This is a genomic window from Microbacterium sp. BE35 (assembly GCF_031457705.1).
Taxonomy (GTDB): Bacteria; Actinomycetota; Actinomycetes; order Actinomycetales; family Microbacteriaceae; genus Microbacterium; species Microbacterium trichothecenolyticum.
In genome coordinates this window covers 667,864-691,042 of the sequence record NZ_JAVDXD010000001.1, presented here as the reverse complement: position 1 = coordinate 691,042, position 23,179 = coordinate 667,864, and the positions used below count along the sequence as shown (strand labels likewise).

17 protein-coding genes are annotated in these 23,179 nt (G+C 70.1%); 11 read left to right on the top strand and 6 right to left on the bottom strand.

The window, feature by feature from the left end; all coding sequences use genetic code 11:
- Positions 1–9 precede the first annotated feature (9 nt).
- Positions 10–885, bottom strand: coding sequence for a formyltetrahydrofolate deformylase (gene purU, locus J2Y46_RS02955; RefSeq protein WP_310240110.1), 876 nt, complete (start codon positions 883–885; stop codon positions 10–12).
- 98 nt (positions 886–983) lie between these two features.
- Here purU and J2Y46_RS02950 point away from each other — a divergent pair, with 98 nt between their 5' ends.
- Complete coding sequence (locus J2Y46_RS02950) at positions 984–1,988, top strand: hotdog domain-containing protein (RefSeq protein WP_310240108.1); 1,005 nt, start codon at positions 984–986, stop codon at positions 1,986–1,988.
- 9 nt (positions 1,989–1,997) lie between these two features.
- On the opposite strand, the gene J2Y46_RS02945 is transcribed toward J2Y46_RS02950, so the two are convergent.
- On the bottom strand, positions 1,998–2,372 hold the full coding sequence (locus J2Y46_RS02945) for a MerR family transcriptional regulator (protein WP_045298636.1): 375 nt from the start codon (positions 2,370–2,372) through the stop codon (positions 1,998–2,000).
- A gap of 78 nt (positions 2,373–2,450) precedes the next feature.
- On the opposite strand from J2Y46_RS02945, the gene J2Y46_RS02940 reads away from it, so the two are divergent.
- Positions 2,451–3,662, top strand: coding sequence for an MFS transporter (locus J2Y46_RS02940; RefSeq protein WP_310240107.1), 1,212 nt, complete (start codon positions 2,451–2,453; stop codon positions 3,660–3,662).
- 23 nt (positions 3,663–3,685) lie between these two features.
- Here the strand turns inward: J2Y46_RS02940 and J2Y46_RS02935 are convergent, their stop codons facing one another.
- On the bottom strand, positions 3,686–4,639 hold the full coding sequence (locus tag J2Y46_RS02935; RefSeq protein ID WP_045298634.1) for a LysR family transcriptional regulator: 954 nt from the start codon (positions 4,637–4,639) through the stop codon (positions 3,686–3,688).
- 216 nt (positions 4,640–4,855) lie between these two features.
- On the opposite strand from J2Y46_RS02935, the gene J2Y46_RS02930 reads away from it, so the two are divergent.
- Genes J2Y46_RS02930 through J2Y46_RS02910 form a run of 5 tightly spaced genes read left to right on the top strand, consistent with a single transcriptional unit; the run spans position 4,856 to position 11,780 of the window.
- On the top strand, positions 4,856–6,157 hold the full coding sequence (locus J2Y46_RS02930; RefSeq protein WP_310240105.1) for a DUF6379 domain-containing protein: 1,302 nt from the start codon (positions 4,856–4,858) through the stop codon (positions 6,155–6,157).
- Between the two features lie 26 nt (positions 6,158–6,183).
- A complete protein-coding gene (locus J2Y46_RS02925; protein WP_310240103.1) occupies positions 6,184–7,665 on the top strand; it encodes a DUF6379 domain-containing protein in 1,482 nt (493 codons plus the stop codon).
- Positions 7,658–8,566, top strand: a complete 909-nt coding sequence (locus J2Y46_RS02920) for an alpha/beta hydrolase (protein ID WP_310240101.1) — start codon at positions 7,658–7,660, stop codon at positions 8,564–8,566. Before J2Y46_RS02925 ends, J2Y46_RS02920 begins: the two co-directional genes overlap by 8 nt.
- Positions 8,563–10,191: a DUF5597 domain-containing protein gene (locus J2Y46_RS02915; protein ID WP_310240100.1), complete on the top strand. Its 1,629-nt coding sequence runs from the start codon at positions 8,563–8,565 to the stop codon at positions 10,189–10,191. The genes J2Y46_RS02920 and J2Y46_RS02915 overlap by 4 nt, the downstream gene beginning before the upstream one ends.
- Positions 10,192–10,244: 53 nt before the next feature.
- Complete coding sequence (locus tag J2Y46_RS02910; protein ID WP_310240099.1) at positions 10,245–11,780, top strand: family 43 glycosylhydrolase; 1,536 nt, start codon at positions 10,245–10,247, stop codon at positions 11,778–11,780.
- Position 11,781: 1 nt separating this feature from the next.
- On the opposite strand, the gene J2Y46_RS02905 is transcribed toward J2Y46_RS02910, so the two are convergent.
- From J2Y46_RS02905 to J2Y46_RS02895, 3 genes are all read right to left on the bottom strand, one after another.
- Positions 11,782–13,950: a glycoside hydrolase family 3 N-terminal domain-containing protein gene (locus tag J2Y46_RS02905; RefSeq protein ID WP_310240098.1), complete on the bottom strand. Its 2,169-nt coding sequence runs from the start codon at positions 13,948–13,950 to the stop codon at positions 11,782–11,784.
- Between the two features lie 120 nt (positions 13,951–14,070).
- Entirely contained in the window at positions 14,071–15,363 is a 1,293-nt protein-coding gene (locus J2Y46_RS02900; protein ID WP_045298623.1) for an ABC transporter substrate-binding protein, read from the bottom strand.
- 179 nt (positions 15,364–15,542) lie between these two features.
- On the bottom strand, positions 15,543–18,755 hold the full coding sequence (locus tag J2Y46_RS02895) for a glycosyl hydrolase (protein WP_310240096.1): 3,213 nt from the start codon (positions 18,753–18,755) through the stop codon (positions 15,543–15,545).
- A gap of 147 nt (positions 18,756–18,902) precedes the next feature.
- Between J2Y46_RS02895 and J2Y46_RS02890 the strand changes: the two genes are divergently transcribed.
- From J2Y46_RS02890 to J2Y46_RS02875, 4 genes are all read left to right on the top strand, one after another.
- Positions 18,903–19,862, top strand: a complete 960-nt coding sequence (locus tag J2Y46_RS02890) for a sugar ABC transporter permease (protein ID WP_310240095.1) — start codon at positions 18,903–18,905, stop codon at positions 19,860–19,862.
- 3 nt (positions 19,863–19,865) lie between these two features.
- Positions 19,866–20,702 (top strand): carbohydrate ABC transporter permease, encoded by an 837-nt coding sequence (locus tag J2Y46_RS02885; RefSeq protein ID WP_045298615.1) that lies wholly within the window; start codon positions 19,866–19,868, stop codon positions 20,700–20,702.
- Positions 20,703–20,820: 118 nt separating this feature from the next.
- Positions 20,821–21,615, top strand: a complete 795-nt coding sequence (locus tag J2Y46_RS02880; protein WP_045298613.1) for a TIM barrel protein — start codon at positions 20,821–20,823, stop codon at positions 21,613–21,615.
- Positions 21,612–23,159, top strand: coding sequence for a GMC oxidoreductase (locus tag J2Y46_RS02875; protein WP_310240093.1), 1,548 nt, complete (start codon positions 21,612–21,614; stop codon positions 23,157–23,159). The genes J2Y46_RS02880 and J2Y46_RS02875 overlap by 4 nt, the downstream gene beginning before the upstream one ends.
- Positions 23,160–23,179 lie beyond the last annotated feature (20 nt).

The following is a 23,179-nucleotide window of genomic DNA, read 5'->3' as shown; positions in this document are numbered from 1 at the left end:
GCAGCCGTCTCAGAAGACGATCGTGTGGTTGCCGTGGCGGATGACGCGGTCCTCGGCGTGCCAGAGCACGGCCCGGGAGAGCACCTGGCGCTCGACGTCGGCGCCCCTGCGGGCGAGCTCTGCGGCGGAGTCGGCGTGCGTCACCCGGACGGTGTCCTGCTCGATGATCGGGCCTTCGTCGAGGTCGTCCGTGACGTAGTGGGAGGTCGCGCCGATGAGCTTGACGCCCCGCTCCTTGGCCTTCTTGTACGGCTCGGCCCCGATGAAGGCGGGCAGGAACGAGTGGTGGATGTTGATCACCGGCACCCCGAGCTCCTTGAGGAAGTCTCCCGACAGGATCTGCATGTAGCGGGCCAGCACCACGAAATCCACGTTCCCGCGCAGCAGCTCGAGGATCTTCGCCTCGGAGGCCGACTTGTCGGGGCCGGGGACGCCCGGCACGTGGAAGAACGGCACGCCGAACGAGCGGACGTCCTCCGCGGAGGCGGTGTGGTTCGAGATCACCATCGGCACGGTCACCGGCAGGTCGCCGCGGCGATGCCGCCACAGCAGGTCGAGGAGGCAGTGGTCCTGCTTCGACGACAGGATCGCCATGCGCTTGGGCACGGACTGGTCGGTGAGCGACCACTCCAGGTCGAAGCCGGCGAGGGTCTGGGCGATCTCGGCCTCGATGTGCGGCCGGGCGGCCGCGAAGCCCGGCCGGTGGAACACGACCCGCTGGAAGTACGCACCGCCCTCGGGGTTGTCGGAGTACTGGTCGAACGCGACGATGTTGCCGCCGATGCGCGTGATCATCGCCGAGACCGCGGCCACGATTCCCGGCTGGTCGCTGCCGTGGACGATGAGGCAGGCGTGGTCGGGATTCAGGTGCAGGGAGGCGGCCATTGTTCGATTCTGCCCTGTGCGAAGGAACGCCGCTTCTTGAGGCCGTTCCGCGCGACATGCGGGGGACAGACGGATGCCGCGGCCCGTACCCTGACGGCATGAGCGCCACCTCCGGGGCACGGGCAGCGGCCCGCGACGACCGCATCACGATGCGGTTCATGGCGGTCCCGGCCGACACCGCCGCGGGAGGCCGCTCGGTCGCGGCGGGCAGCGTCATGGAGTGGATCGACAAGGCCGGGTACGCCTGCGCGGTCGGCTGGGCGGGCGCCTACTGCGTCACCGCCTATGTCGGGAACGTCCGCCATCGGCGGCCCATCGCGCCCGGCAGCCTCATCGAGGTGCAGGCCCGCATCGTCTACACCGGGCGCACGAGCATGCACGTGGTGGTCACCGTCTCGTCGACCGACGTGAACGAGCGCCTCTACACGCCGGCGACGACGTGCATCCTCGTCTTCGTCGCGAAGGGCGCCGACGGCCGGCCCACCGAGGTGCCGGCGTGGAAGCCGGTGAGCCGGTCCGACCACAAGCTCGCCGAGGGGGCGCTGGAGAGGATCGAGTCCCGCGCCGAGATCAAGCGCCTCATGCTCGAGGAGGACTACACGGATGCCTCGACCGCCCCGCGCACCACGCTCAGGTTCCTCGCCCCGCCCGGGGTCGTGAACTTCGGGGGCAAGGCGCACGGAGGCACGGTCATGCGCTGGATCGACGAGGCCGGCTACGCCGTCGCCGCGGCATGGGCGCAGGACGGCGAGGACGCGAGTGCGGCGATCGGCGTCTACTCCGGCGGCATCCACTTCCTCGCGCCGGTCGTGATCGGGCATCTCGTCGACGTCGACGCGCGCATCGTCTACACGAGCCGGCACAGCATGCACGTGAGCACACGGGTGTGGACCGCCGACCCGCGTACGCCCGAGGACCGCACGCTCACCACGCAGTGCCTCAGCGTGTTCGTCGTGCCCGGCGCCGACGGCGTCGCCCAGCCGGTCCCGCAGTGGACGCCAGAGCTCTCCGAGGACGAGCGCCTCCAGGAGCACGTGCGCGAGATCATGGCGCTGCGCGAGGAGATCGTGCCGATCGCCGCCTCCCTCACCCTCGAGCCGTAGCCCGAGGAGCTAGGCCGCGCCGACCAGATCGCCGTTGCGGGTGAGCGTGAGATACCGCGCGACCGCATCGCGGCTCTTGGTGAGGCATGCGAGGCGGTCGTCGAGCGCCGACAGCTCGGTCGCGAGCATCTCGGCGAGTTCGCGCGAGCATGTCGGCTGCGCCAGCGCGCACTGCCGCTCGACGTCGAGAACGACCTTGGCGAGGCGCGTCGAGAGCCCCGCCTGAACGAGGCCGCGGGCGCGCGTGGCGCGCTCCACGTCGGCCTCGTCGTACGCCCGGTAGCCGTTCGCCGAGCGCTCGGACGCCAGCAGCCCCTGCTCCTCGTAGTACCGCAGCATTCGTGCGGGGATGCCGGTGCGCTGCGACAGTTCGCCGATCTTCATGCCGCGATGCCCTCCGTGTCGATTCGTGTCGCGCGAAAGCTTGACATTGACATTGGTGTCAAAGTTTAGCCTCGCTGCATGACCTCGTCCACGGCATCCGTCACCCTCCCCGGAACCTCCGTCTCGCGCTTCCCGCTGGGCGCGCTGCTGCTGCTCTCGCTGGGGGTCTTCGTCACCGTCACCGCCGAGTCGCTGCCGGCCGGGCTCATGCCCGAGATGGCCCGCGACTTCGGAGTCGACCCCCTGCGCATCGGACTGCTCGTCTCGGTGTGGGCGGTCGTGGTGATCGCCACGAGCATCCCGCTCACGCGGGCGACACGGCGGATCGACCGCCGCATCGTGGTCGCCGTCTCGCTCGCGGTGTTCGCCCTGGCGAACGTCGCGACGGCCTTCGCGCCGACGTACGAGTTCGCGTTCGCGACGCGGGCGGTCGCCGCGGTGGCGCACGGCGTGTTCTGGGCGATCGTGATCGTGTACGCGTCGTCCCTGCTGTCGGGTGCGCAGCTCGGCCGCGGGCTCGCTCTCGTCACCGGCGGCGGCACGGCGGCGACGGTGCTCGGACTTCCCGTCGCGACGGCGCTCGCGCAGCTGACGAGCTGGCGGGTCTCCTTCGCGGTGATGGGCATCGGGATGCTGCTGCTCGCCGCCGTCGTCTTCCGCCGGCTGCCGCGGTCGGTGGTCGAGCCCGTGCCTGCGGCCGAGCGTGCGCCGCTGCGCCACGATCGGTCACTCCCGCCGCTGGTCGCGTTCGGGATCGCGGGGCTCTTGATCGGCCTCGCGCAGTTCCTCTCGTTCGTGTACATCCGGCCGTACCTCGCCGAGTCGGCCGGCGTCGCCGACGGCTGGGCGAGTGCCCTGCTCTTCGTGTTCGGCGCTGCGGGCATGGCCGGGGTGGCGGTGGCCGGCAGCCTCGCCGATCGGTTCCCCCGTACGGCCCTGACCGCGACGCTGCTGGTGTTCGTCGTCGCCTTCGCCTCACTCGCGGTCGCTCCGCACGCGACGTTCGTCGTGGTCGTCGCCCTGGCGCTCTGGGGTGCCGGCACCGGTGCGATGTTCCCGCTGATCCAGACGGCGCTCATGCGCGCAGCATCCGATCGTCTCCGCGACCTCGCGAGCGCGTCCATCGTGGTGCTCTTCAACGTCGGGATCGCCGGCGGCTCGTGGGCCGGCGGCCAGCTCACCGCGACGTACGGGCCGACGGCGAACATGGCGGTGTCGGCCGTGGTCGTGCTGGTCGCCGCCGGCCTCACCGCGGCGGGGTCCGGATTGGCGGCGCGACGGCAGGCGTGAAGTCACGCCCACAGGGCGGGCGCTCAGGCGGGCTGGCTCACGACGGACGTCGGGCGATTCGACACGGATGCCGCGGCCTGCTCGAAGATGCCGCGCATCCAGGCGTGCTCGGGGTCGCGGCCGTGGACGGGGTGCCACCACAGTGCGTTCACGACGGGCGTCGCGTCGAAGGGCGCTTCGAGCGTGCGCACCCCCGGCACCGATTCGGCCACGTGGGCGAGACCCGCCTGGATCAGGCCGAGGCGGTTGGTGCCGGCGATGAAGTGCGGCAGTGCGAGGAAGCTCTCGACGACCGCCTCGATGTGCGGCTCGATGCCGAGCTGCTGCAGCTGCCGGGCCGCCGAGGTGAACGCCGTACGCGACTGGTAGGTGAAGACCCACGGCAGTGCGCCGAGGACGTCCATCGTGAGCTCGTCGCCGACCTGCTCGTTCGACTCGGAGGCCACGACCACCCAGCCGTCCCGCCAGAGATCCGCGTACGGGAGGTCGACGAGGTAGCCGTGCGGGATCACCATGCCGTCGGCCGAGCGCAGCCGGTTGAGGGCGTCGTCGACGATGGCCGGGTTGTGGAGCATGAAGCGGAAGCGCACACCCGGGGCGGCCTCCGCCGCGAGGCGGGACACCTCGCTGCCGATGGTGGCGAAGCCGTAGTCGGAGCCGTAGATCGAGAATTCGCGGGTCGAGTCCCTCGGACTCCACGTCGCCTGGCTCTCGAACACGCGGCGCGCGGCCTCGAGTGCCGTCGTCGTGTGCTCGGTCAGGCGCAGGGCGAGCGGGGTGAGCTCGTAGGTGTTGCCCCGGCGGGCGAGGATCTGGTCGTTGAAGTGCGTGCGCAGCCGCGCGAGCGAGGCGCTCAGTGCGGGCTGGCTCAGGTGCAGCCGCTCGGCCGCGCGCGTCACGCTGCGCTCGGTCAGCAGCGCGTCCAGGGCGACCAGGAGGTTCAGGTCGAGCCGGGAGAGCAGCGGTTGATCGGACACGACGGTGTGCTCCTCCGGGGTCGGGATGCCTCGGGCCCAGTGTATCCGTGCAATCTATGCGGCGGGTAGGTGGCATCGTCCGCGACGATGTGCGCGCGGTGTCGCGATTATGTGCGCATCACACTTACTTATGTCTAAATCAAGCCTAACGCTGATACTCTCGAAGGGACTCCCGGCCCGCAGCAGCGCGGTCCCGACCCCAGAGAGCGAGCATCGATGCTTCTCGAGAGAGATCTCATCCAGTCCGTCGGCTTCCGCAATGTGCGCGAAGGGGGTGAGACCACCGGCTTTCAGTTCCGCCTCCGCATGCCCTCGTACCGCGGCATGGCCGCATCCCTCATCGACGGCGTCGCGGTCCGCGTCGGCGATCTCGTCGACGTCCCCGCGGAGGTGCCCTGCTGGACCTTCGCCGGCCGCACGTACTCGCTGCAGGAGCTGTGGGACTCGGAGGGCGTCCGCTGGCCGCTCGAGGAGGCTGCGATCGTGACGGTGCCGCACCCGGGCGGGCTTCCCGAGGGCACGCACGAGGTCTCGATCCAGCTGCGCCTGCGCATGTCGTACATCCCCCAGGAGCACCAGCCCTCCACGTACGAGGTCTCGCGGCACATCACGCTGACCTCCTCGGAGGACGGCGGACCCTTCAAGTACGGCGTCAGTCTCTACAGCTTCATGAGCGACTACGGCACCGTCATGGACCTCGAGACGGCGCTCGCCGCGGTGGCCGACGTCGGCGCGACGGGCGTCGAGATCCTCGGCGAAGGGCACATCGAGCGGTACCCGGAGCCCACGACCGAGTGGATCGACCGCTGGTTCGCCCTGCTCGAGAAGTACTCGCTCGAGCCCACGAACTACGGCTCGTGGATCGACACCCGCCTGCACTCGAGCGGCGCGAACGCGCGCGACCTCACGGCAGCCGAGGGAGCTGCGATGCTGCAGCGCGACCTGCGCCTTGCGAAGCGGCTCGGGTTCCGCTTCGTGCGCCCGAAGATCGGCGTCGTGTCGAGCGACCTCGTCCCGCACCCCATCTGGACCGAGTCCGTCGAGCGCTCGCTCGACCTCGCGGCGGAGCTCGACGTCGTCATCTGCCCCGAGATCCACTCGCCGACCCCCATCAAGCACGAGGTCGTCGACGACTACATCGGTCTCATCGAGCGCACCGGAACCCAGCACTTCGGACTGCTGCTCGACACCGGCATCTTCCAGGACCGGCCCATCCCGCTGAAGCCCGGAGAGCTGCCGGGTCGTCGTCCCGCGTTCCTCGACGGCATCGCCGTCGACCCCGCCGACATCGCCGACATCGCGAAGTACGTCGTCTTCATCCAGGCGAAGTTCCACGACATCGACGAGAACCTCGTGGATCAGCAGATCCCGTGGGAGCCGGTGCTGCGCGCCCTCACGGACGCCGGATACGCCGGGTACCTCTCGAGCGAGTACGAGGGCGATCGCATCCCCTGGCGCTCGATCGAGCAGGTGCGCCGGCAGCACTCCCTCATCCGATCCATCGCCTCCACCCTCTGACGAACCGCCCGAAAACGGAGAGAACCATGCCCAACGGACTCATCGCCGAAGACAGCCTCCGTCCGCACCCTGACGGGCTCGCCCTGAAACTCACGATCCCGTGGTACCGGAGCCTGTGGCTCTCGTCCGTCTCGACGCTCCGCCTCACCGTCGACGGCGTCGAGCTCCCGGCCGACGACCTCGCCTTCGAGCTCGGCGGCACGCGCTACGCGCTCGCCGAGCTGCCGCAGCAGAGCGAGGCGCTGTGGTTCCTGCAGCAGCATCCGCTCCTCGTCGCACGGCTCGACCAGCCGGTCGCGCTCGGCGAGCAGCACGACGTCGAGATCTTCGGCGAGCTGCGCCTGCCGTACATGCAGATCGCGCCCGGGCAGGACGGCGGCCCCGGCCTGTATGTGCCGAACATCGTGCGCCAGTCCTTCACGCTGACAGTGACGGACACGGATGCTGCGCCCCTCGCGACCGCGACCGACATCGCGCCTCCGCCGCCCGCCACGGAGGACGACCCCTTCAAGCTCGGCCTCACGCTGTACTCGGCGAGCGCCGAGTTCCGCGCGGGCTGGTACGACTTCGACGGCCTGCTCGACCGCGTGGCCGAGCTCGGCATCGGACCCGGCATCGAGATCGTCGCGTCGCAGGTGCTGCCGACCTACCCGGTGGTGTCGGACGAGTTCGTCGCGCAGTGGCGCGCCGCCTTCGACAAGCACGGCTTCGACGCGAGCTCCTTCGGCGCGAACCTCGACATGGGTCGCCGGCGCGACCGTGACATGACTCCGGACGAGGAGTTCGAGTTCAGCGAGCTGATGTTCCAGGGGGCGAAGAAGCTCGGGTTCCCGCTGGTGCGCATCCAGTCGGCGAAGCCCGAGCTGCTGCGGCGGCTGCTTCCGGTGGCGGAGCGACTCGACCTGCAGCTGGCGTACGAGATCCACGCGCCGATGGGGCCGAACGCCGAGCCGATCCTGAAGGTGCGCGACACGTACGCCGAGCTGGACTCGCCGCTGCTCGGATTCGTCGCGGACTTCTCGTCGACGATGCACAGCATGTCGCCGACGCTGCTGCGCGCCGTGGCGCGCGCAGGGCTGGATGACGCCGCGCTCGCCGAGCTGCAGCGCATCTGGGCGACCTATCCCACCATGCAGGAGCGGCAGCAGGAGTTCATCGGCTACCTGAAGTCCCGCGGCTTCGACCCGGGCCGCCTCGGCTCGTTCGCGCACCTCGCCTTCAACATGCACGGCCACGTCGACCCGCGCGAGTGGGCCGAGATCATGCCGCAGATCACGCATGTCCACGCGAAGTTCTACGACATCGACGAGAACGGCCGGGAGCCCGCCATCGACTACCCGGAGCTCGTGCGCGTCTTCGTCGAGGGCGGCTACCGCGGCTATTGGTCGAGCGAGTGGGAAGGGCACGCCTTCGCCGAGCTCGGCGAAGTCGATCCGCTGCTGCTCGTCCGAAAGCAGCACGACCTCATCCGCGCCTCGATGCGCGCCGTGCAGGCGGCTCATGTCTGACACCGAGGTCGACTTCCGCACGCTGCCCCTGCCCGAGGTGCTCCGGATGTTCCGCGAGCAGGGCGAGCCGGCCGACCCGCGCCCCGACATCGACACGGAGTCGCTGAAGCGCCGCTTCCCGCGCCTCGCGAACGTCGAGACGCGCGATGCCGCGATCGACGGGGGCGCCCGTGCCGTGCCGGCGCGGCTGTACACGGATGCCTCGGCCGAGGCATCCGGTCGCGCGCTCGTGTGGGTGCACGGCGGCGCGTTCATCGGCGGTCACCTCGACATGCCGGAGTCGAACTGGGTCGCGCTCGAACTCGCGGCGCGCGGCATCCCGGTGCTCGCCGTCGACTACGTCAAGTGCCTCGGCGACGTGCACTTCCCCGCGCCCTCGGACGACGTGCTCGCCGCCTGGCGGCACGCGGTCGCGCACGCGGATGAGCTGTTCGCCGCCGACACCGTATACCTCGGGGGTGCGAGTGCCGGCGGCAACCTGACCGCCGGCGCGGTCGCGCGACTGAGGGACGCCGGCGATCGGGTGCCCGACGGGCTCGTGCTCGTCTACCCGGTCGTGCATCCGAACGGACCAGCGGCCTCCGCAGAACTCGATCCCGACTCCCCGCATGGTGGCCTCGCGCTGAACTTCGCGGGGTCCGTCGAGGCGCTCGGCGATCCGCACGCCTTCGCGGCACTCGGGTCGGTCGACGGCTTCCCGCCGACGTTCGTGCTCGTGTGCGAATTCGACGGCCTGCGTCCGTCGGGCGAGGCTTTCGCACGGCAGTTGGATGCTGCCGGGATCGACGTCGCTCTCCGCCTCGAGGCCGGCGCCGACCACGGCCACATCAACGAGCCCGCCGACCCGACCGCGCTGCCGACCATCGAAGCGATCGTGCGCTGGATCGGCGGGACGCAGTGAGCGCCGGCGATCGCTCGGCCTGGTCGTTCGGCGAAGACCTGCGTCTGCGCAAGGACGGCGAGCTCCGCCTTCTGCTGGGCGGCCAGGTGCACAACTCGTCGAGCTCGTCGACGGCATCCATCCGTCAGTCGTTCGCCCATGCGCGGGAGCTGCACGCGAACACCGTGCTCGCGCCGGTCAGCTGGGCGCTGACCGAGCCGCGCGAGGGCGAGTTCGATTTCACGCTCGTGGACGCGATGATCGACGAGGCCCGCAGCCGGGGACTGCATCTCGTGCTGCTGTGGTTCGGTGCGTTCAAGAACGCGACGTCGACGTACGCGCCGCGGTGGGTGCGGGCGGACCGGACGAGATTCCCGCGCGCCGTGGTGCACGCGAAGACCCGGGGGAGTGCCTTCCACTATTCCGGTGTGATGCCGACGCCCGTGCTCTCGGTCTTCAGCGAGGCGCTCCGCGATGCCGATGCCACCGCGTTCGAAGCCTTCATCACTCACCTCGCAGAGGTCGATCGGACCGATGTCGTCGCCCTGGTCCAGGTCGAGAACGAGTCGGGGATCCTGCGCGACAGCCGCGACCGGAGCGACCTTGCCGAGACGGCGTGGCGTCGGGATGTGCCGGCCGCGCTCATCGCCGCCGCTCGCGAGGGCGACGAAGGGTCGCTGCTCCACTCACTCTGGGTGCACGGCGGCCGGCGTGACGCGGGCACATGGAGCGAGGTGCTCGGTGACGGCTCGGGCGCCGACGAGATCTTCATGGCGTGGTCGATCGCGTCGTACGTGCAGCACCTCGCCGAGCGCGGTCAGTCCGTCAAGCGGATCCCGATGTACGCCAACGCGTGGCTGGGTCCTCAGCCCGGGCAGGACGAACCGGGCCAGTGGCCGAGCGGCGGACCCTCGAGTCGCGTCATCGACGTGTGGCGCACGGCGGCACCCTCCCTTTCGCTCGTCGGGCCCGACATCTACGTGGACGACGCCGATTCGGCGATGCGGACCTACGCGACAGGTTCACAGCCGTTCTTCGTGCCGGAGAGCAGACTGCGCGCGGCCGAGCTCGCACGCGCCATCGGCGCCTATCGGGCGGTCGGATGGTCGGGTTTCGGCGTCGACGGAGCCAACCCCGAGGGCCAGGTCGCCGGGATGCTCGCCTACCTCACCGCCTTCGAGCCGGAGATCGCCGAGGCCCAGCGAGCCGGACGCATCGGCGCCGTCGTGGTGGAGCCGGGCGCCCCTCCGGCCGAGACCACGGTCGGGGACCTCACGGTGAGCGCTCGGGGGCTGAGTGACATCGTCCGTGACTTCCTGCTCGACGTGGGTGTGCAGCTTCCCGACGAGGCGCTGCCGGTCCCCGACGAGACTCTCCCGCGTGAGCCCGTTCCGACGCCGGGCGAGCAGCGGCCGTTCGGGCTGATCTTCGCTGTGGCCGACGACGAGCTCGTCGTCATCGGCCAGGGCGTGAAGCTCGACTTCGCCGCACCTCAGGGATCAGTGGAGGTCGACTCCGTCGTCGAGCTTCTCCTGGACGAGGGCGGTGTCGCTCCCGGTCGCGTCCTCAACGGCGACGAGCGCCTCCAGGTCGTCCCGGTGGATCGCGTCGGCGCCGCGCGAGTCGCCCTGCTCCGAGTGTCTTGAGGAACCGATGAGTCAGACCGAGTTCCCGGGAGCGCAGATCCCGCCGCATCCTCGTGACGCCGCGGCCACGCGTGGTCGTCGGCGTGACGTGGCCGCGCGAGCAGGAGAAGATCGTGGAGAGTGAGCGGATGCCGCCGACCTTCGTCAACCCCGTCCTCGGCGGAGACCGGCCCGACCCCGCTGTCATCAAGGTCGGCGACGAGTACTGGATGACGTACTCGTCGTTCGAGTCGGCGCCGGGTCTCCTGCTCTATCGCTCACCGGACCTCGTGAACTGGACCTACGCGGGGTCGGCGCTCGCCGAGCCGCTCGGCAGCACGTTCGCGGTCGACATCGCAGAGGTCGACGGGCGCTTCTTCATCTACATCCCGTTCATCCCCGCGACGTGGTCGGCACTCGATGCACCGGCGATCTTCGTCATCCACGCCGACTCGATGGAAGGCCCATGGTCGGACCCGATCGACCTGGGCATCCGGTGGGCGATCGACCCGGGGCACGTGGTCGGCGAGGACGGCAAGCGCTACCTCTTCGTCAACGGCATCCGCCGCATCGGTCTCACCGACGACGGACTCGCCACCGTCGGCGAGCTGGAGAAGGTGTACGACGGCTGGCGTTACCCCGAGGAGTGGATCACAGAGGCGTACGCGCTCGAAGGACCCAAGCTCTTCCGCCGCGGCGAATGGTTCTATCTCGTGAGCGCCGTCGGCGGCACGGGCGGGCCGCCGACCGGGCATATGGTCATCGTGGCGCGGTCCCGCTCGGTCCACGGGCCGTGGGAGAACAGTCCGCACAACCCCGTCGCCCGCACCGAGCAGGCCGCTGAGAAGTGGTGGTCGCGGGGACACGCGACGATCCTCCCCACCGGCGAAGGCAGCTGGTGGATGGTGTCGCACGGCTACGAGAACGGGTATCGCACACTCGGTCGCCAGATCCTGCTCGAGCCCATCGCGTGGACCGAGGATGGCTGGCCTGCCGCCGCGCTGGACGACATCGGAGGCGAGCTGGATGCCCCGGCCGCGGCATCCGTCCCCTCCCCGTCTCGCGGGTTCGACGACGACTTCGCCGCGCTGCGACTGGGGGAGCGGTGGACGTTCCATGCCCCTTCGCCCGGCGAGGCCGCGCGTCTGACGCTCGACGACGGCCTCGTGCTCGCGGGCAAGGGAACGGGGCCGGGCGACACGTCGCCGCTCGCACTCGTCGTCGGCGACCACTCGTACGAGGTCGAGGTCGACGTCGAGATCGACGGGGCCGAGGGCGGGCTGCTGCTCTTCTTCAACGACCGGCTGTTCTGCGGGATGGGGATCGACGGCGAACGGATGAGGAGCTACTCGGGCGGCCACGTCACGCACTGGCGCGAGCCGGCGCCCGCCGTGCGTCGCCTGCAGCTGCGGATCCGCAACGACGAGCACATCGTCACGGGCTGGTACCGCGAGCCCGGCGCTGAGTGGGTGCGGCACGCGATCCGCTACGAGACGTCGGGGTACCACGCCAACACGATGGGCGACCTGCTGAGCCTGCGCCCGGCGCTCTACGCGGCCGGCGCAGGTATGGCGCGGTTCCGCGACTTCCGGTACCGGCCCCTGCGCTGAGTCAGACGACCCGAAGCTCGAGGGCCTGAGTCGAGGTGAGCGTCGCACCGACGTGCAGGCGGAAGAGGCCGGGCTCCGCGACGAACTCCGGCGTCGCGCCGGTCGTCGTCCAGAAGCCGAGCTGATCGGGGCCGATCTCGAACTCGAACACCGCGGTGCGGCCGGGCTCGATGGTCCTGCGCTCGAACGCGACGAGCCGACGGACGGGAGGAGCGATGCTCGCCACGACATCCTCGACGTAGACCTGCACGACCTCGTCGCCCGTGCGCGCCGACGTGTTGGCGACCTCGAGCGACAACGACAGCGTCGCGCCGGCGTCGAGGTCGGCGCCGCTGATCGAGGAAGCGGACAGCGTGGCCCGCGCGTGCGCGAACGTCGCGTAACCCGAGCCGTGGCCGAAGGGGAACTGCGGGCCGAGCTCGAGATCGAGGTACTTCGAGGTGTACTTGTCCTGCACGTTCGCGGGGCCGTGCAGGCCGATGTCGGCGGTCTCGGTGGTGAGAGAGCCTCCCGTCGTCGCGGGCCGCCCGGTGTTCTCGTGCGCGTAGCGGATCGGGATCTGACCGACCGATCGCGGCCACGACATCGGAAGGCGCCCGGCGGGCTCGGCGTCGCCGAGGATCACGTCGACGATCGCCCCGGCGGCCTCGGTGCCGCCGTGCCAGGCGACGACGACCGTGTTCGCGAGATCGATCCAGTCGGAGACGACGAGGGGGCGACCGGTCTCGAGGACGACGGCGAACGGGACGCCGACGGCGGCGATCGCTCGGATGAGGTCGGCCTGGCGCCCGGGAAGCCGCAGGTCGCTGCGGGAGGCCGCCTCGCCCGAGAGGGCGCTCGGCTCTCCCGCGAGGACGATCACGATGTCGCTCTCCGCCGCCGCCGCGACGGCGTCCGCGATGCCGGCGTCGTCGTCGCCCAGCAAGCCGACGCCGGGGACGACCCGCAGGTCCACGCCTGGCCGACGCGCGGCGAACTCGTCGGCGATGGTCCCTGCATCCGCGCCGAAGGACTGCGTCCAGGCGCCGAGGTGATCGGTCGAGTCGGCGTAAGGGCCCGTCAGCAGCACGCGGGCGGGTGCGCCGAGCGGCAGCGTCCCGTCGTTCTTGAGCAGCACCGACGACCGGGCGGCGGCTCGCCGCACGAGTGCCCGCCCCGTGGCGGTCGGGGCGGTGAGCTCGTCGGCCTCGCTCGCGTACGGAGAGGCGAAGAGACCGAGCGACTCCTTGAGTGCGAGCACGCGGGCGACGGCGTCGTCGAGGCGCGCGGGGTCGATCGCTGACAGCAGGGCGTCGGCGACTTCCGAAGGAGCTCCGCCCATCTCGATGTCGAGACCGGCGCGGAACGCCTGGGACGCGGCATCCGTCAGATCCTCGGCGATGCCGTGCGGAAGCAGGTTGCGCACGCCCTCGGCATCGCCCACGACGACGCCGGGGAACCCCCACTCGTCCTTGAGCACCCCGGTCATCAGCCGCCGGTTGGCGTGCATCGGCACCCCGGCGACGGTGTTGAACGACGCCATGACCGCGGCCGCGCCCTCGTCGACGACCGCGCGGAAGGGCTCGAGATAGATGTTGCGCAGCCGGTGTTCCGACACGTCGACCGCGTTGTAGTCGCGGCCGCCCTCGGGTTGACCGTAGGCGACGAAGTGCTTCGCGGTCGCGGCGATCGCGTGTGGGCCGGCGAGGTCGTCGCCCTGGTAGCCGCGCACCATCGCCCGGCCCAAGACCCCGGTGAGGTGGACGTCCTCGCCGAACCCCTCGACCACGCGGCCCCAGCGCGGATCGTGGGAGACGTCGACCATGGGGGAGAAGGTCCACGTGACGCCGCCCGAGCGTGCTTCGGCGGCCGCGAGCGCGGCGAGCTCCTCGACGAGCGAAGGGTCGAAGCTCGCGGCCTGCGCGAGCGGGACGGGCGCGATCGTGCGCTGCCCGTGGATGACGTCGAGCCCGACGAGCACGGGGATGCCGAGGCGGGTCTCGTCGACGGCGATCCGCTGCAGCGCGTTGGTCGCCGCCGCCGAGCGGGGCCAGAAGATCGAGCCGAGGCCCTCGCGAATGAGCTCTGCGACATCGTCGTGCCGGGGACGGAACACGATCTGCAGCTGGCCGAGCTTCTCGGCCGGGGTCATCTCGGCGAGCAGCCGCTGCACGCGGGCGGATCGGTTCACGTCAGGCTCCTTGGGGGGTGGATCGGGTTCGGCGTCGCGTCGTTCTCGGACGCCGGTCATGACGATGCCGCCCGGGGCGCGAGGCCCCGGGCGGCATCGTTCACCGCTGATCCCGTGGGATCACTGGTCCCAGGCGGCGTCCATGTCGGCCAGCACCTGGTCGACCGTCTTCTGACCGGTCAAGAGGCCCTGCACGCCGACGCCGAGGGCGTCGTAGACGGCGGGGTTCGGCCACGTCGCGTTCGGCAGGCCCGCGTAGTCGCCGTTCGCGAGCAGGTCGCCGATCGGCGCGTACTCCGGAAGGAGCGTTTCGGTGTCGATGCCCGTGATCGGCACCGAACCCGAGAGGTCGGCGTACGCCTTGGCGTTCTCCGGCTGGGCGACCCAGTCGAGGAAGGCCTGCGCGGACGCCTTCACGGCGTCGTCCGACGCGGCGTTGATCCCCCACGCGTAGTTGGCGCCCGTGACGGTGAAGGCCTTCTCGCCGTCGGCGGGCGGGAACGCCTGCACGTTGAGCTCGGCGCCGGTGGCGTCGCCGATCGAGGCGGCGGCGCTGCCGGGGACGGCGGCCGTCAGAGACGTCCCGCCTCCCATCCCCTGGGTGATCGAGTCGAACGTGCCGCCCGCGGCGCCATCCTGGAAGCAGCCCTTGTCGTTCATCTCGACGATGTCGTCGAGGACGTCCTTCCAGCCGCTGTCGGCGAACGTGACGTCACCGGCTGCGCGCTGCTCGTTCCAGTCCGGCGTCTGGGCGTACACGCGGGTCGCCGAGATCAGCATCGAGATGAGCCCGGTGTTGAACGAGACGCCGCCGGCGAGAACGGTGAACGACTTGCCCGCCTCCCGCGCGTCAGCGCACGCGGCCAGGAGGTCTTCGTACGTCGAGGGATACTCGGTGACGCCTGCCTCGTCGGCCGCGGTCACGTTGAACACCATCCCGACGGGGGTGAGCGCGGTCGGCTGGGCGTACGTCTTCCCGTCGATCTGGAACTCCGCCTCGCTGCCGGCGGGCAGCAGGCCCGCGGCGGTGTCGTCGAGCGGCTCGAGGAAGCCCGCGTCGGCGAGAGTGATAACCGAGATCGGCTGCCCGGTGCCGGGCGCGAGGACCATCATGTCGGCCGCGTTGCCTGCCTGAAGCTGGGTCGTGACCTGGGTGTTGTAGGCATCCGACGGGTAGGGGATGACTTCGATCGGGACGCCGGTCTCTTCGGTGTACTTCTGCGCGGTCTGGGCGTAGAAGTCGTCGGCGTCGTTCGCCTGGGCGACCATGAGGCTGAATCCGACGGTGTCCGGATCGGCTGAGCTGTCGCCACCGTCGGTGGAGCCGGAACAGCCGGCGAGGACGAGTGCACCCGCCGCAGGGATCGCGAGGAGCGACCACCGGAGGTGCCGAATGCGTGAGTGCTGTGGCATTTCTACCCTTTCATGACGTCGTTGTCACCAGCATCGGGACGCTGGCTCGGCCTCGGGGCCGCACCTCAAGCCTCGCACGATATGTAGATTTCTGACATTAGTAATGCTGATGCGCGGCAATTGGCTCGCTGATCCCCTTCCGGGAGCTGTTCGATCGCACTCGTCGTCGATCACGCACCTCAGGACGAGGACGGATGCTGCGGCCGCTCGGCGACGAATCGCACCGGTCCCGCCAGCCCGGCCGGCGAGCGGCGTGCGGTGGGCTCGAAGACCCGCGTCATCGGCGTGGACATCTCACCGCTCGGCGCGGCCGACTCGGCGATGAGCCGGTTGCGCCACGGGTTGGTGACGTGCACCTCGATCTCGTTCGTTCCCGTGCGGACGGCGCCGCTCACGTCGATGCGGAACGGCGGCGTCCAGGCGACGCCGCAGTCCACTCCGTTGACCCTGACGCGAGCCAGGTCGAAGGTGTCGCCGAGGTCCAGGAGCACGCGCGTGGCGTCTGCGGGCAGGTGGAGCTTCGCGGTGACCTTGTACGTGGCGGTGCCTGAGAATCCCGCGGCGACGGAGTCGGCATCCGTCCACAATCGCGGTTCTGGTCCGAGCGTGAGCGGTGCCGCATCGGGGAGCTCGAGCGTCCAGTCGCCCCGCACCGGCACGTCGACGAGATCGACCCTCCGGGTGCCGGCGCCGGGATCCTCCACGAGGAACAGCGACCCGAATGCGGGGAGCCGCACCGCGTATCGCCGCTCGCCTTCGCCCGATGGATCGAGCGGCGCCAGGTGCAGCGCCTGCACGGTCACCGGGTCCCACGCCGCGAGGCCGACCCGGCTCGTCGCGACGAACGTCCGCTCGCGATCGTCCGGATTCGCCACGAACATGATGCGGCGGCCGCCGACGATGCGCGCGATGCGTCGCACCTCCGTGTCATCCAGTCCGATCGCGGGCTTCACGCCGAGCTCCGTCAGTGCGGCGCCGAGGTCGCGGGTCGGCAGCACGCGCCCCCGGGTACGGGGCAGCGTCCACACCCCATCGCACAGTCGTGCGAACTCGGCGTCGTCATCGGCGAGCGACGGCGATCGGTCCGGGCGGACGCCCACGACCGTCGCCCCCGCGTCCAGCAGCCGCTCGACGTGGCGCAGGGTTGCGATCGTCATGTGATCGCTCGATCCGCCGAGATACAGGAGTCGATACCGCGCCCCGGCCGAGGCGAGCCAGTCGTCCTCCATGCTGAGCAGCGCGAGGCCGTCCTTGCCCACGTAGTCGAAGTCGACCTCCACGGGAACCGCGTCGTCGAACCGCCCGCCGAACAGCGCGGTGACCGGCGCCTCCTCGCCGACGAAGTACGCGACGTCCACGGCGGGTTCACCCGACGAGAGAACCGCCGAGCAGCGTCCCAGGTAGTCGATCCATGGACCGGCGTCGCCGGCCCATGTCTCGTTGACGGTGAAGGCCTGCCCGAGGAACGGCGCGAGCGAGATGCCAGGCGGGGGCGCGGCGAGCGGCTGGTGCGGCGAGGTGTGGATGCAGAACCGCGTCACGCCCAGCGCGAGCTGAAGATCGGCGACGTGCTTGAGGCTCCGAGGCGTCGACGACCAGGGACGATCGAAGCTCGTGAACGCCTCCGCGCCGGTCCACGCCTTGCCATGGACATGGGCGACGGATGCCGCGCCCTTGAGGTCGGCGACATAGGTGGGGCGCGGCCCGTGCTCGGGCAGGAAGGTCCACATCGCGCCCATCGGCACATCGGCGTGCGCGCGCATCGCGAGGTCGTCCCCGAGCTGCGGGCGCTGATCTTCGAGCGCTTCGGCGTAGTACACCATGCCGCGCGCGTGGGCCGCGGCCGCCAGTGTGCCGTAGTACTCGCTCGCGAGCAGTTCGGAGATCGTGCGGCGGTAGTCGTAGAGGAACCGATCGGAGTCAGACGCGGTGCGCACGATGAAGCCGGCGAGAGCCGGAAGCCAGGGGAGCGGGTCGTAGCCCCTCGCGTCGGCGAAGCGGCCCAACAATGCGTCCGTCCAGTTCTGCGGACCCGCCTCGATGCTGTCGCTGAGGAGTGCGGCGAAGCCGTCATCCGCGCCGAAGCGCGCGAGGTGCTCGTCCAGATACGCCGAGACCCGCGGCCCGTCGAGCTTGTCGACCTCGAGTCCGGTGGTCTCCGGCGACGCGGGGCCGTTGGTCTGACCCGTGAGCGACGCCCCGAGCCGCAGGATGGTCCAGAGCCCGGGCGGAGCATCCCACCGCAGGACGCCGTCGGCGACCGACGACGTGACGTCGACGATCGCGTCCGGATCGACGGAGCCTGCGCGGATGCGCGCATCGGTGCCGACCGCGTAGTAGTCGGGCACGACGCCGAACCCCGCCTTGACCTCCGCGTGATGCACGCGGCCGGCTGCGCGCAACGCGAACTCGGACACGACGAACTCCGACATGCGGCGCAGAACGGGGGGAACCTGCACGCCCTCGTCCAGCGCCGGCAGCACCTCCGCCGCGCTCGCGCCGGTCAGCACCAGCCGGAAGCGCCGCGCGGTCGTGGCCGCGAAGCTCACCGTGCGTGCCGGGACGGTCGTCACCGGCAGCACGGCGACCTCCCGGTACGTCACGCCGTCGTCGCTCGCCTCGAGCACGGCGCTCGGGGGCGGGGCGGCGCCGAATCCGCGCGGCCCCGGCAGCCCGACGACTGCCGAGCGCACCGTCACCGGCTCGTCGAAGATCTGCTCGACCCACGCCGACGACGTCGCTTCGGGATCACGGGGAAGAAGCACCGATCCGTCGAACGAGCCGTCGACGAGGCATCCCCAGTCCTCCACGCGCCTGGGGGCAGCTCCCGGAAGGACTGCGGATGCCACCACCTCCGCGGGTCGGTGCGCCACGTGAACCGGGTCCGCCGGCACGGCCAGGACGACGGAATCGGTCGCCCATCGCGGCGCATCGGCGGCGAGGCCCCAGCGCCGGCAATCCTGAAAAAGGCCCGGGACGTCCGGCAGAGCCGCGAGTTCGACGATGCGACGACCGCCGCCCTCGAGGGGCGTCTCGGACCACACGAGCTTCTTCATCGCATCCGCGGGCGCGACCCACGGGCCGCCCGAGGCGCTCCATCCCGACGAGGTCGCGACGGCGAGCTCCATCCCCAGCTCATCCGCGGTCTCGACAGCCGACGCGATCGCGCGGCGCCAGGTCGTCGATCCGGGCCGGACCGCCGCCGGCACGATGAGAGGACCGCCCATGGCTCCGTCGAACAGCTGCACCCCTCTCACGCCGATCGCGTGCAGCCAGCGCAGGTCGCGGCGCACGCCGGCGGGGTCGACGTTGCCGTCCATCCAGTGCCACCAGGCGCGAGGCCGGGCCCCGTCGGGCGGCTCGAGGAAGTCCTGCCAGAGCGGATCGGTCATGGATCCATCCTCTTCTCGACGCCTGAAGGGTGGCGTCCGCACCACTTATAGCCGATATCGCTGATACTAATGTGTGCTTTCGACACAAGTGTGGGAGGGTCTTCTCAGGCGCCGACGAGGGCGCGTGACGACGAGGTCAGAGAGCAGATGACAGTGACGATCGAGAAGGATGCCACTCGCACACTCACCGTGCCTCCCGGAGCGCGGCGCACTCCGCGTCCTCGCGGCCGCAAGCCGCTGATCAGCTTCGGCCATTGGTGGTGGGCGGTGCCGGCCATCATCATGGTCGTCTTCGTGCACTACGCGGCGACACTGACAGGCGGCTTCTTCGCCTTCACGAACTGGACGGGCCTCGGCGACTGGGAGTTCGTCGGGCTCGACAACTTCGTGCGCATCTTCAACGACCCGCTCCTGGTGGGCGCCGTCTGGAACACGCTGTTCCTCGCGTTCGGCTCGGTGATCCTCACGAACATCCTGGGCCTCGGGTTCGCGCTCGCGATAAATCGCACCCTCAAGACCCGCTACATCCTCCGCACGCTCCTCTTCATGCCTGTCGTGCTGAGCCCGCTCGCCGTCGCGTATGTCTGGAAGTTCATCTTCCAGTTCAACGGGCCGCTCAACGGGTTCCTCGCGGCGATCGGACTGCCTGAACTGCAGAAGGTCTGGCTCGCAGACCCCACGTGGTCGATCTGGGCGATCCTGCTCACGGTCGTCTGGCAGCAGACGGGCTTCGTCATGGTCATCTACCTCGCCGGTCTCGCGTCGGTGCCGGTCGAGCTCGAAGAGGCGGCTGCATTGGACGGCGCCGGGATCTTCAAGCGCTTCTGGCGCGTGACGGTTCCCGGCATCCGCCCCTCGATCGCGATCGCGTCGACACTCGGCATCATCCAGGGCCTGCGGATCTTCGACCAGATCCTCGCGCTCACCGGCGGAGGGCCGGCGGGGGCGACCGAGACTCTCGCCACGCAGGTCTACAAACAGGCGTTCTCGCTCGGCCAGTTCGGATTCGGCTCGGCGCTCGCCCTCGTGCTGACCGTCATCATCCTCGTCTTCGCCATCCTCCAGCAGTACGCGACCCGCGACCGCGACGCCGCGCGAAAGGCCTGATCCATGTTCCGGTACACCAAGCTCACGGCACTCCGCGAAGTCCTCATCTGGATCGTCGCGCTGATCGGCCTGCTGCCCTTCTACTTCCTGATCAACACGGCCCTGAAGTCCGACAAGGAGGCCTTCACGACCAGTGCGGTCGCTCCGACCACATCGCTCGACTTCGGTGCCTTCATCGAGGTGCTGACCACGGGTGGGCGCGACAGCATCCCGATGGCGATTCTGAACAGCGCCATCATCACCGCAGGCGCCATCGCCGGTCTCGTGCTCTTCGGCTCGGTCGCCGCGTACGTGATCACCCGTCGCACCCGGGCGTGGACGAACGTCACCTTCTACCTCGTGCTCATCGCGATCATCCTGCCCGCGCAGCTCGGCACCGTCCCGCTGTACATCGGCGCGCGCACCGTCGGGCTCACCGGCAACGCCCTCGGAATGATCCTGCTGTGGATCGGCATCCTGCTTCCGCTCTCCGTCTTCCTCTATGCCAGCTTCTTCCGGGGGCTCACGACCGAGTACGAGGAGGCCGCCGTGATCGACGGGGCCTCGCCGACGCAGGCGTTCTTCCGCGTGGTGCTGCCGCTGATGGCTCCGGCGACCGGCACGGTCGCGATCCTCGCGGGCCTGATCGTCTGGAACGACTTCTTCAACTCGCTGATCTTCCTCGGCGGCTCCACCACCCAGACGCTGCCGGTCGCGATGTACACGTACGTCGGCGGGCTCGTCTCGGCCTGGAACAAGATCTTCGCGGTGGTGATCATCTCGATGATCCCCATCCTGATCTTCTACATGGCCGCCCAGAAGAAGTTCATCCAGGGCTTCGCCGGCGGCCTGAAGGGCTAGCCGCCGGGATCCGACTCGATTCGAGAGCGGCCGGATCGTCGAGCGCAGGTGCCCGCGTCAGCGGGTTCCGGTGCATGCCGCCCACGACCACCTTGTTCCGACCTCCGACGGAGACCACATGTATCAGCTCGCACCCAACATCGAACTCCTCTTCACCGAGGCGGGCGATTACCACGACCGCGTGCGCGCGGCGGCGGCCGCCGGCTTCGACGCCGTCGAGATGTGGGGGCCGACAGGCGTCGACGCGCCGTCGACGCCCAAGGACCTTCCCGCTCTCAAGGCCGCGCTCGAAGAGACCGGCACGCAGCTGACCGCGCAGCTTTCGGAGCCGCGCACGCAGTTCATGATCCCGCCGTGGGATCACTCGGAGTTCTTCCGCAAGCTCGACGAGGGCGTCGAGATCGCGCACTTCCTCGGGACACCCCGCCTGGTGGTCGGCAGCGGAACCGGCTTCGGCGGCTGGAAGCGCCAGGTGCAGCTCGACAAGCTCATCGAGATCTACCAGAAGGCCATCGCGCAGATCGACGGCTCGGGCATCACGCTCGTGCTCGAGCCCGTCAACGTGCGGGTCGATCACCCCGGATCGCTCCTGGACCGCACGAGCGAGGGCGTCTATGTCGCGCGCGGCGTCGACTCGCCGTTCTTCGGCGTGCTGTACGACATCTACCACTCGGCCGTCGAGGGCGAGGACATGGAAGCGGAGCTCGCCAACGGCGGCGACCTGATCAGGTACGTGCAGCTCGCGGACGCGCCCGGGAGGGGTGAGCCCGGTACTGGCGACCTCGACTGGCCCGAGCGCCTTCGCATCCTTCGTGCGAGCGGCTACGACGGCCCGATCGGGCTCGAGTACTACCCGCAGACGGCGTCGGCGGAGTCGGTGAAGCACATCGCCGCCTTGGCGGCCTCGGCATGAGCACCCGCGTATACCCCGCGCAGGTCGACGTCGCGATCGTCGGCAGCGGCCCGGCCGGCGCGGCCTATGCCCGAATCCTGAGCGAGCGGGCGTCATCGGCGACCATCGCGATGTTCGAGGTCGGCCCCACCGTGTCGGACCCGCCGGGGGCGCACGTGAAGAACATCGCGGACGCCGACGAGCGTGCCCACGCTCAGCGCCGGTCGGAGGGGCCGCACGCTCGCGAGGACGACGACCGTGTCGGCGGCATCGTGAAGTCCGCCCAGCGGCGCGCGCGCCCGGGCACCTACCTGCTCGAGTCCGGCTATCAGGCGGACGGCGAGGACGGTCTGCCGGTCGCTGCGTTCTCGAGCAACGTCGGAGGCATGGCCGCGCACTGGACGGGGGCCTGCCCCCGGCCGAATGACAGCGAGCGCATCGGCTTCCTCGACGAGACGGGCGAGCTCGACGAGCTGCTCTCGGAGGGGGAGCGACTGCTCGGGGTCACCACCGACGCGTTCGATGCGTCACCTTATGCGGGGATCGTGCGCGAGCGGCTCGCCGCGGTGGAGGACGCTCATCGGGATGCGGATGAGCGCGTGCAGCGGATGCCGCTCGCGGTGCATCGCCGCGACGACGGGCCGCTGGTGTGGTCGGGTTCGGATGTCGTTCTCGGAGACATCACCCGCGGAAACCCGAACTTCACGCTGTTCGACGAGTCCCTCGTGACCCGCGTGCTGGTCGAGGACGGCCGGGCCGCCGGCGTGGTCGTCACGGACGTCCGGACGGGAGAACGGCGCGATGTGCGCGCCCGCTTCGTCGTGGTCGCCGCCGACGCGCTGCGGACGCCGCAGCTGCTCTGGGCCTCCGGCATCCGTCCCGATGCCCTCGGCCGGTATCTCAACGACCAGGCGCAGATCGTGTTCGCCGTGCGCATGCGCGACTTCACCCCCGTGGTCGATGCGGACGGTGTCCCGCAGACCGGCCTGAGCGAATACACCGGGGTGACGTGGGTGCCGTTCACCGACGAGATGCCCTTCCACGGCCAGGTCATGCAGCTCGACGCGTCTCCGGTGAAGCTCGCCGACGACGACCCTGCGGCGCCGGGCTCGATCGTGGGGCTGGGGCTGTTCTGCGCGAAGGACCTCCAGGCCTCGGACCGCGTGGCGTTCTCGGACAGCGATGTCGACGGTTACGGGATGCCCGCGATGCAGCTGCACTACACGCTGAGCGACCGCGACCACGCGACGATCGACCGGGCCAAGGCCGAGATCGTGCGCCTGGGGAAGGCGATCGGCGACCCCCTCGACGACCGCCCGTTCGTGATGCCGCTCGGAGCGTCGCTGCACTATCAGGGCACCGTTCGCATGGGTCTGGCCGACGACGGCGCGAGCGTGTGCTCGCCCGACAGCGAAGTCTGGGGAGCGCCCGGGCTCTTCGTCGCGGGCAACGGCGTCATCCCGACGGCCACGGCCTGCAACCCGACGCTCACGGGCGTCGCGCTGGCGGTCCGCGGTGCACGGCATATCGCCGATGAGATCACCGCAGATCTTGCTTCTGTCTGATTCAGACATTACAGTGTAGA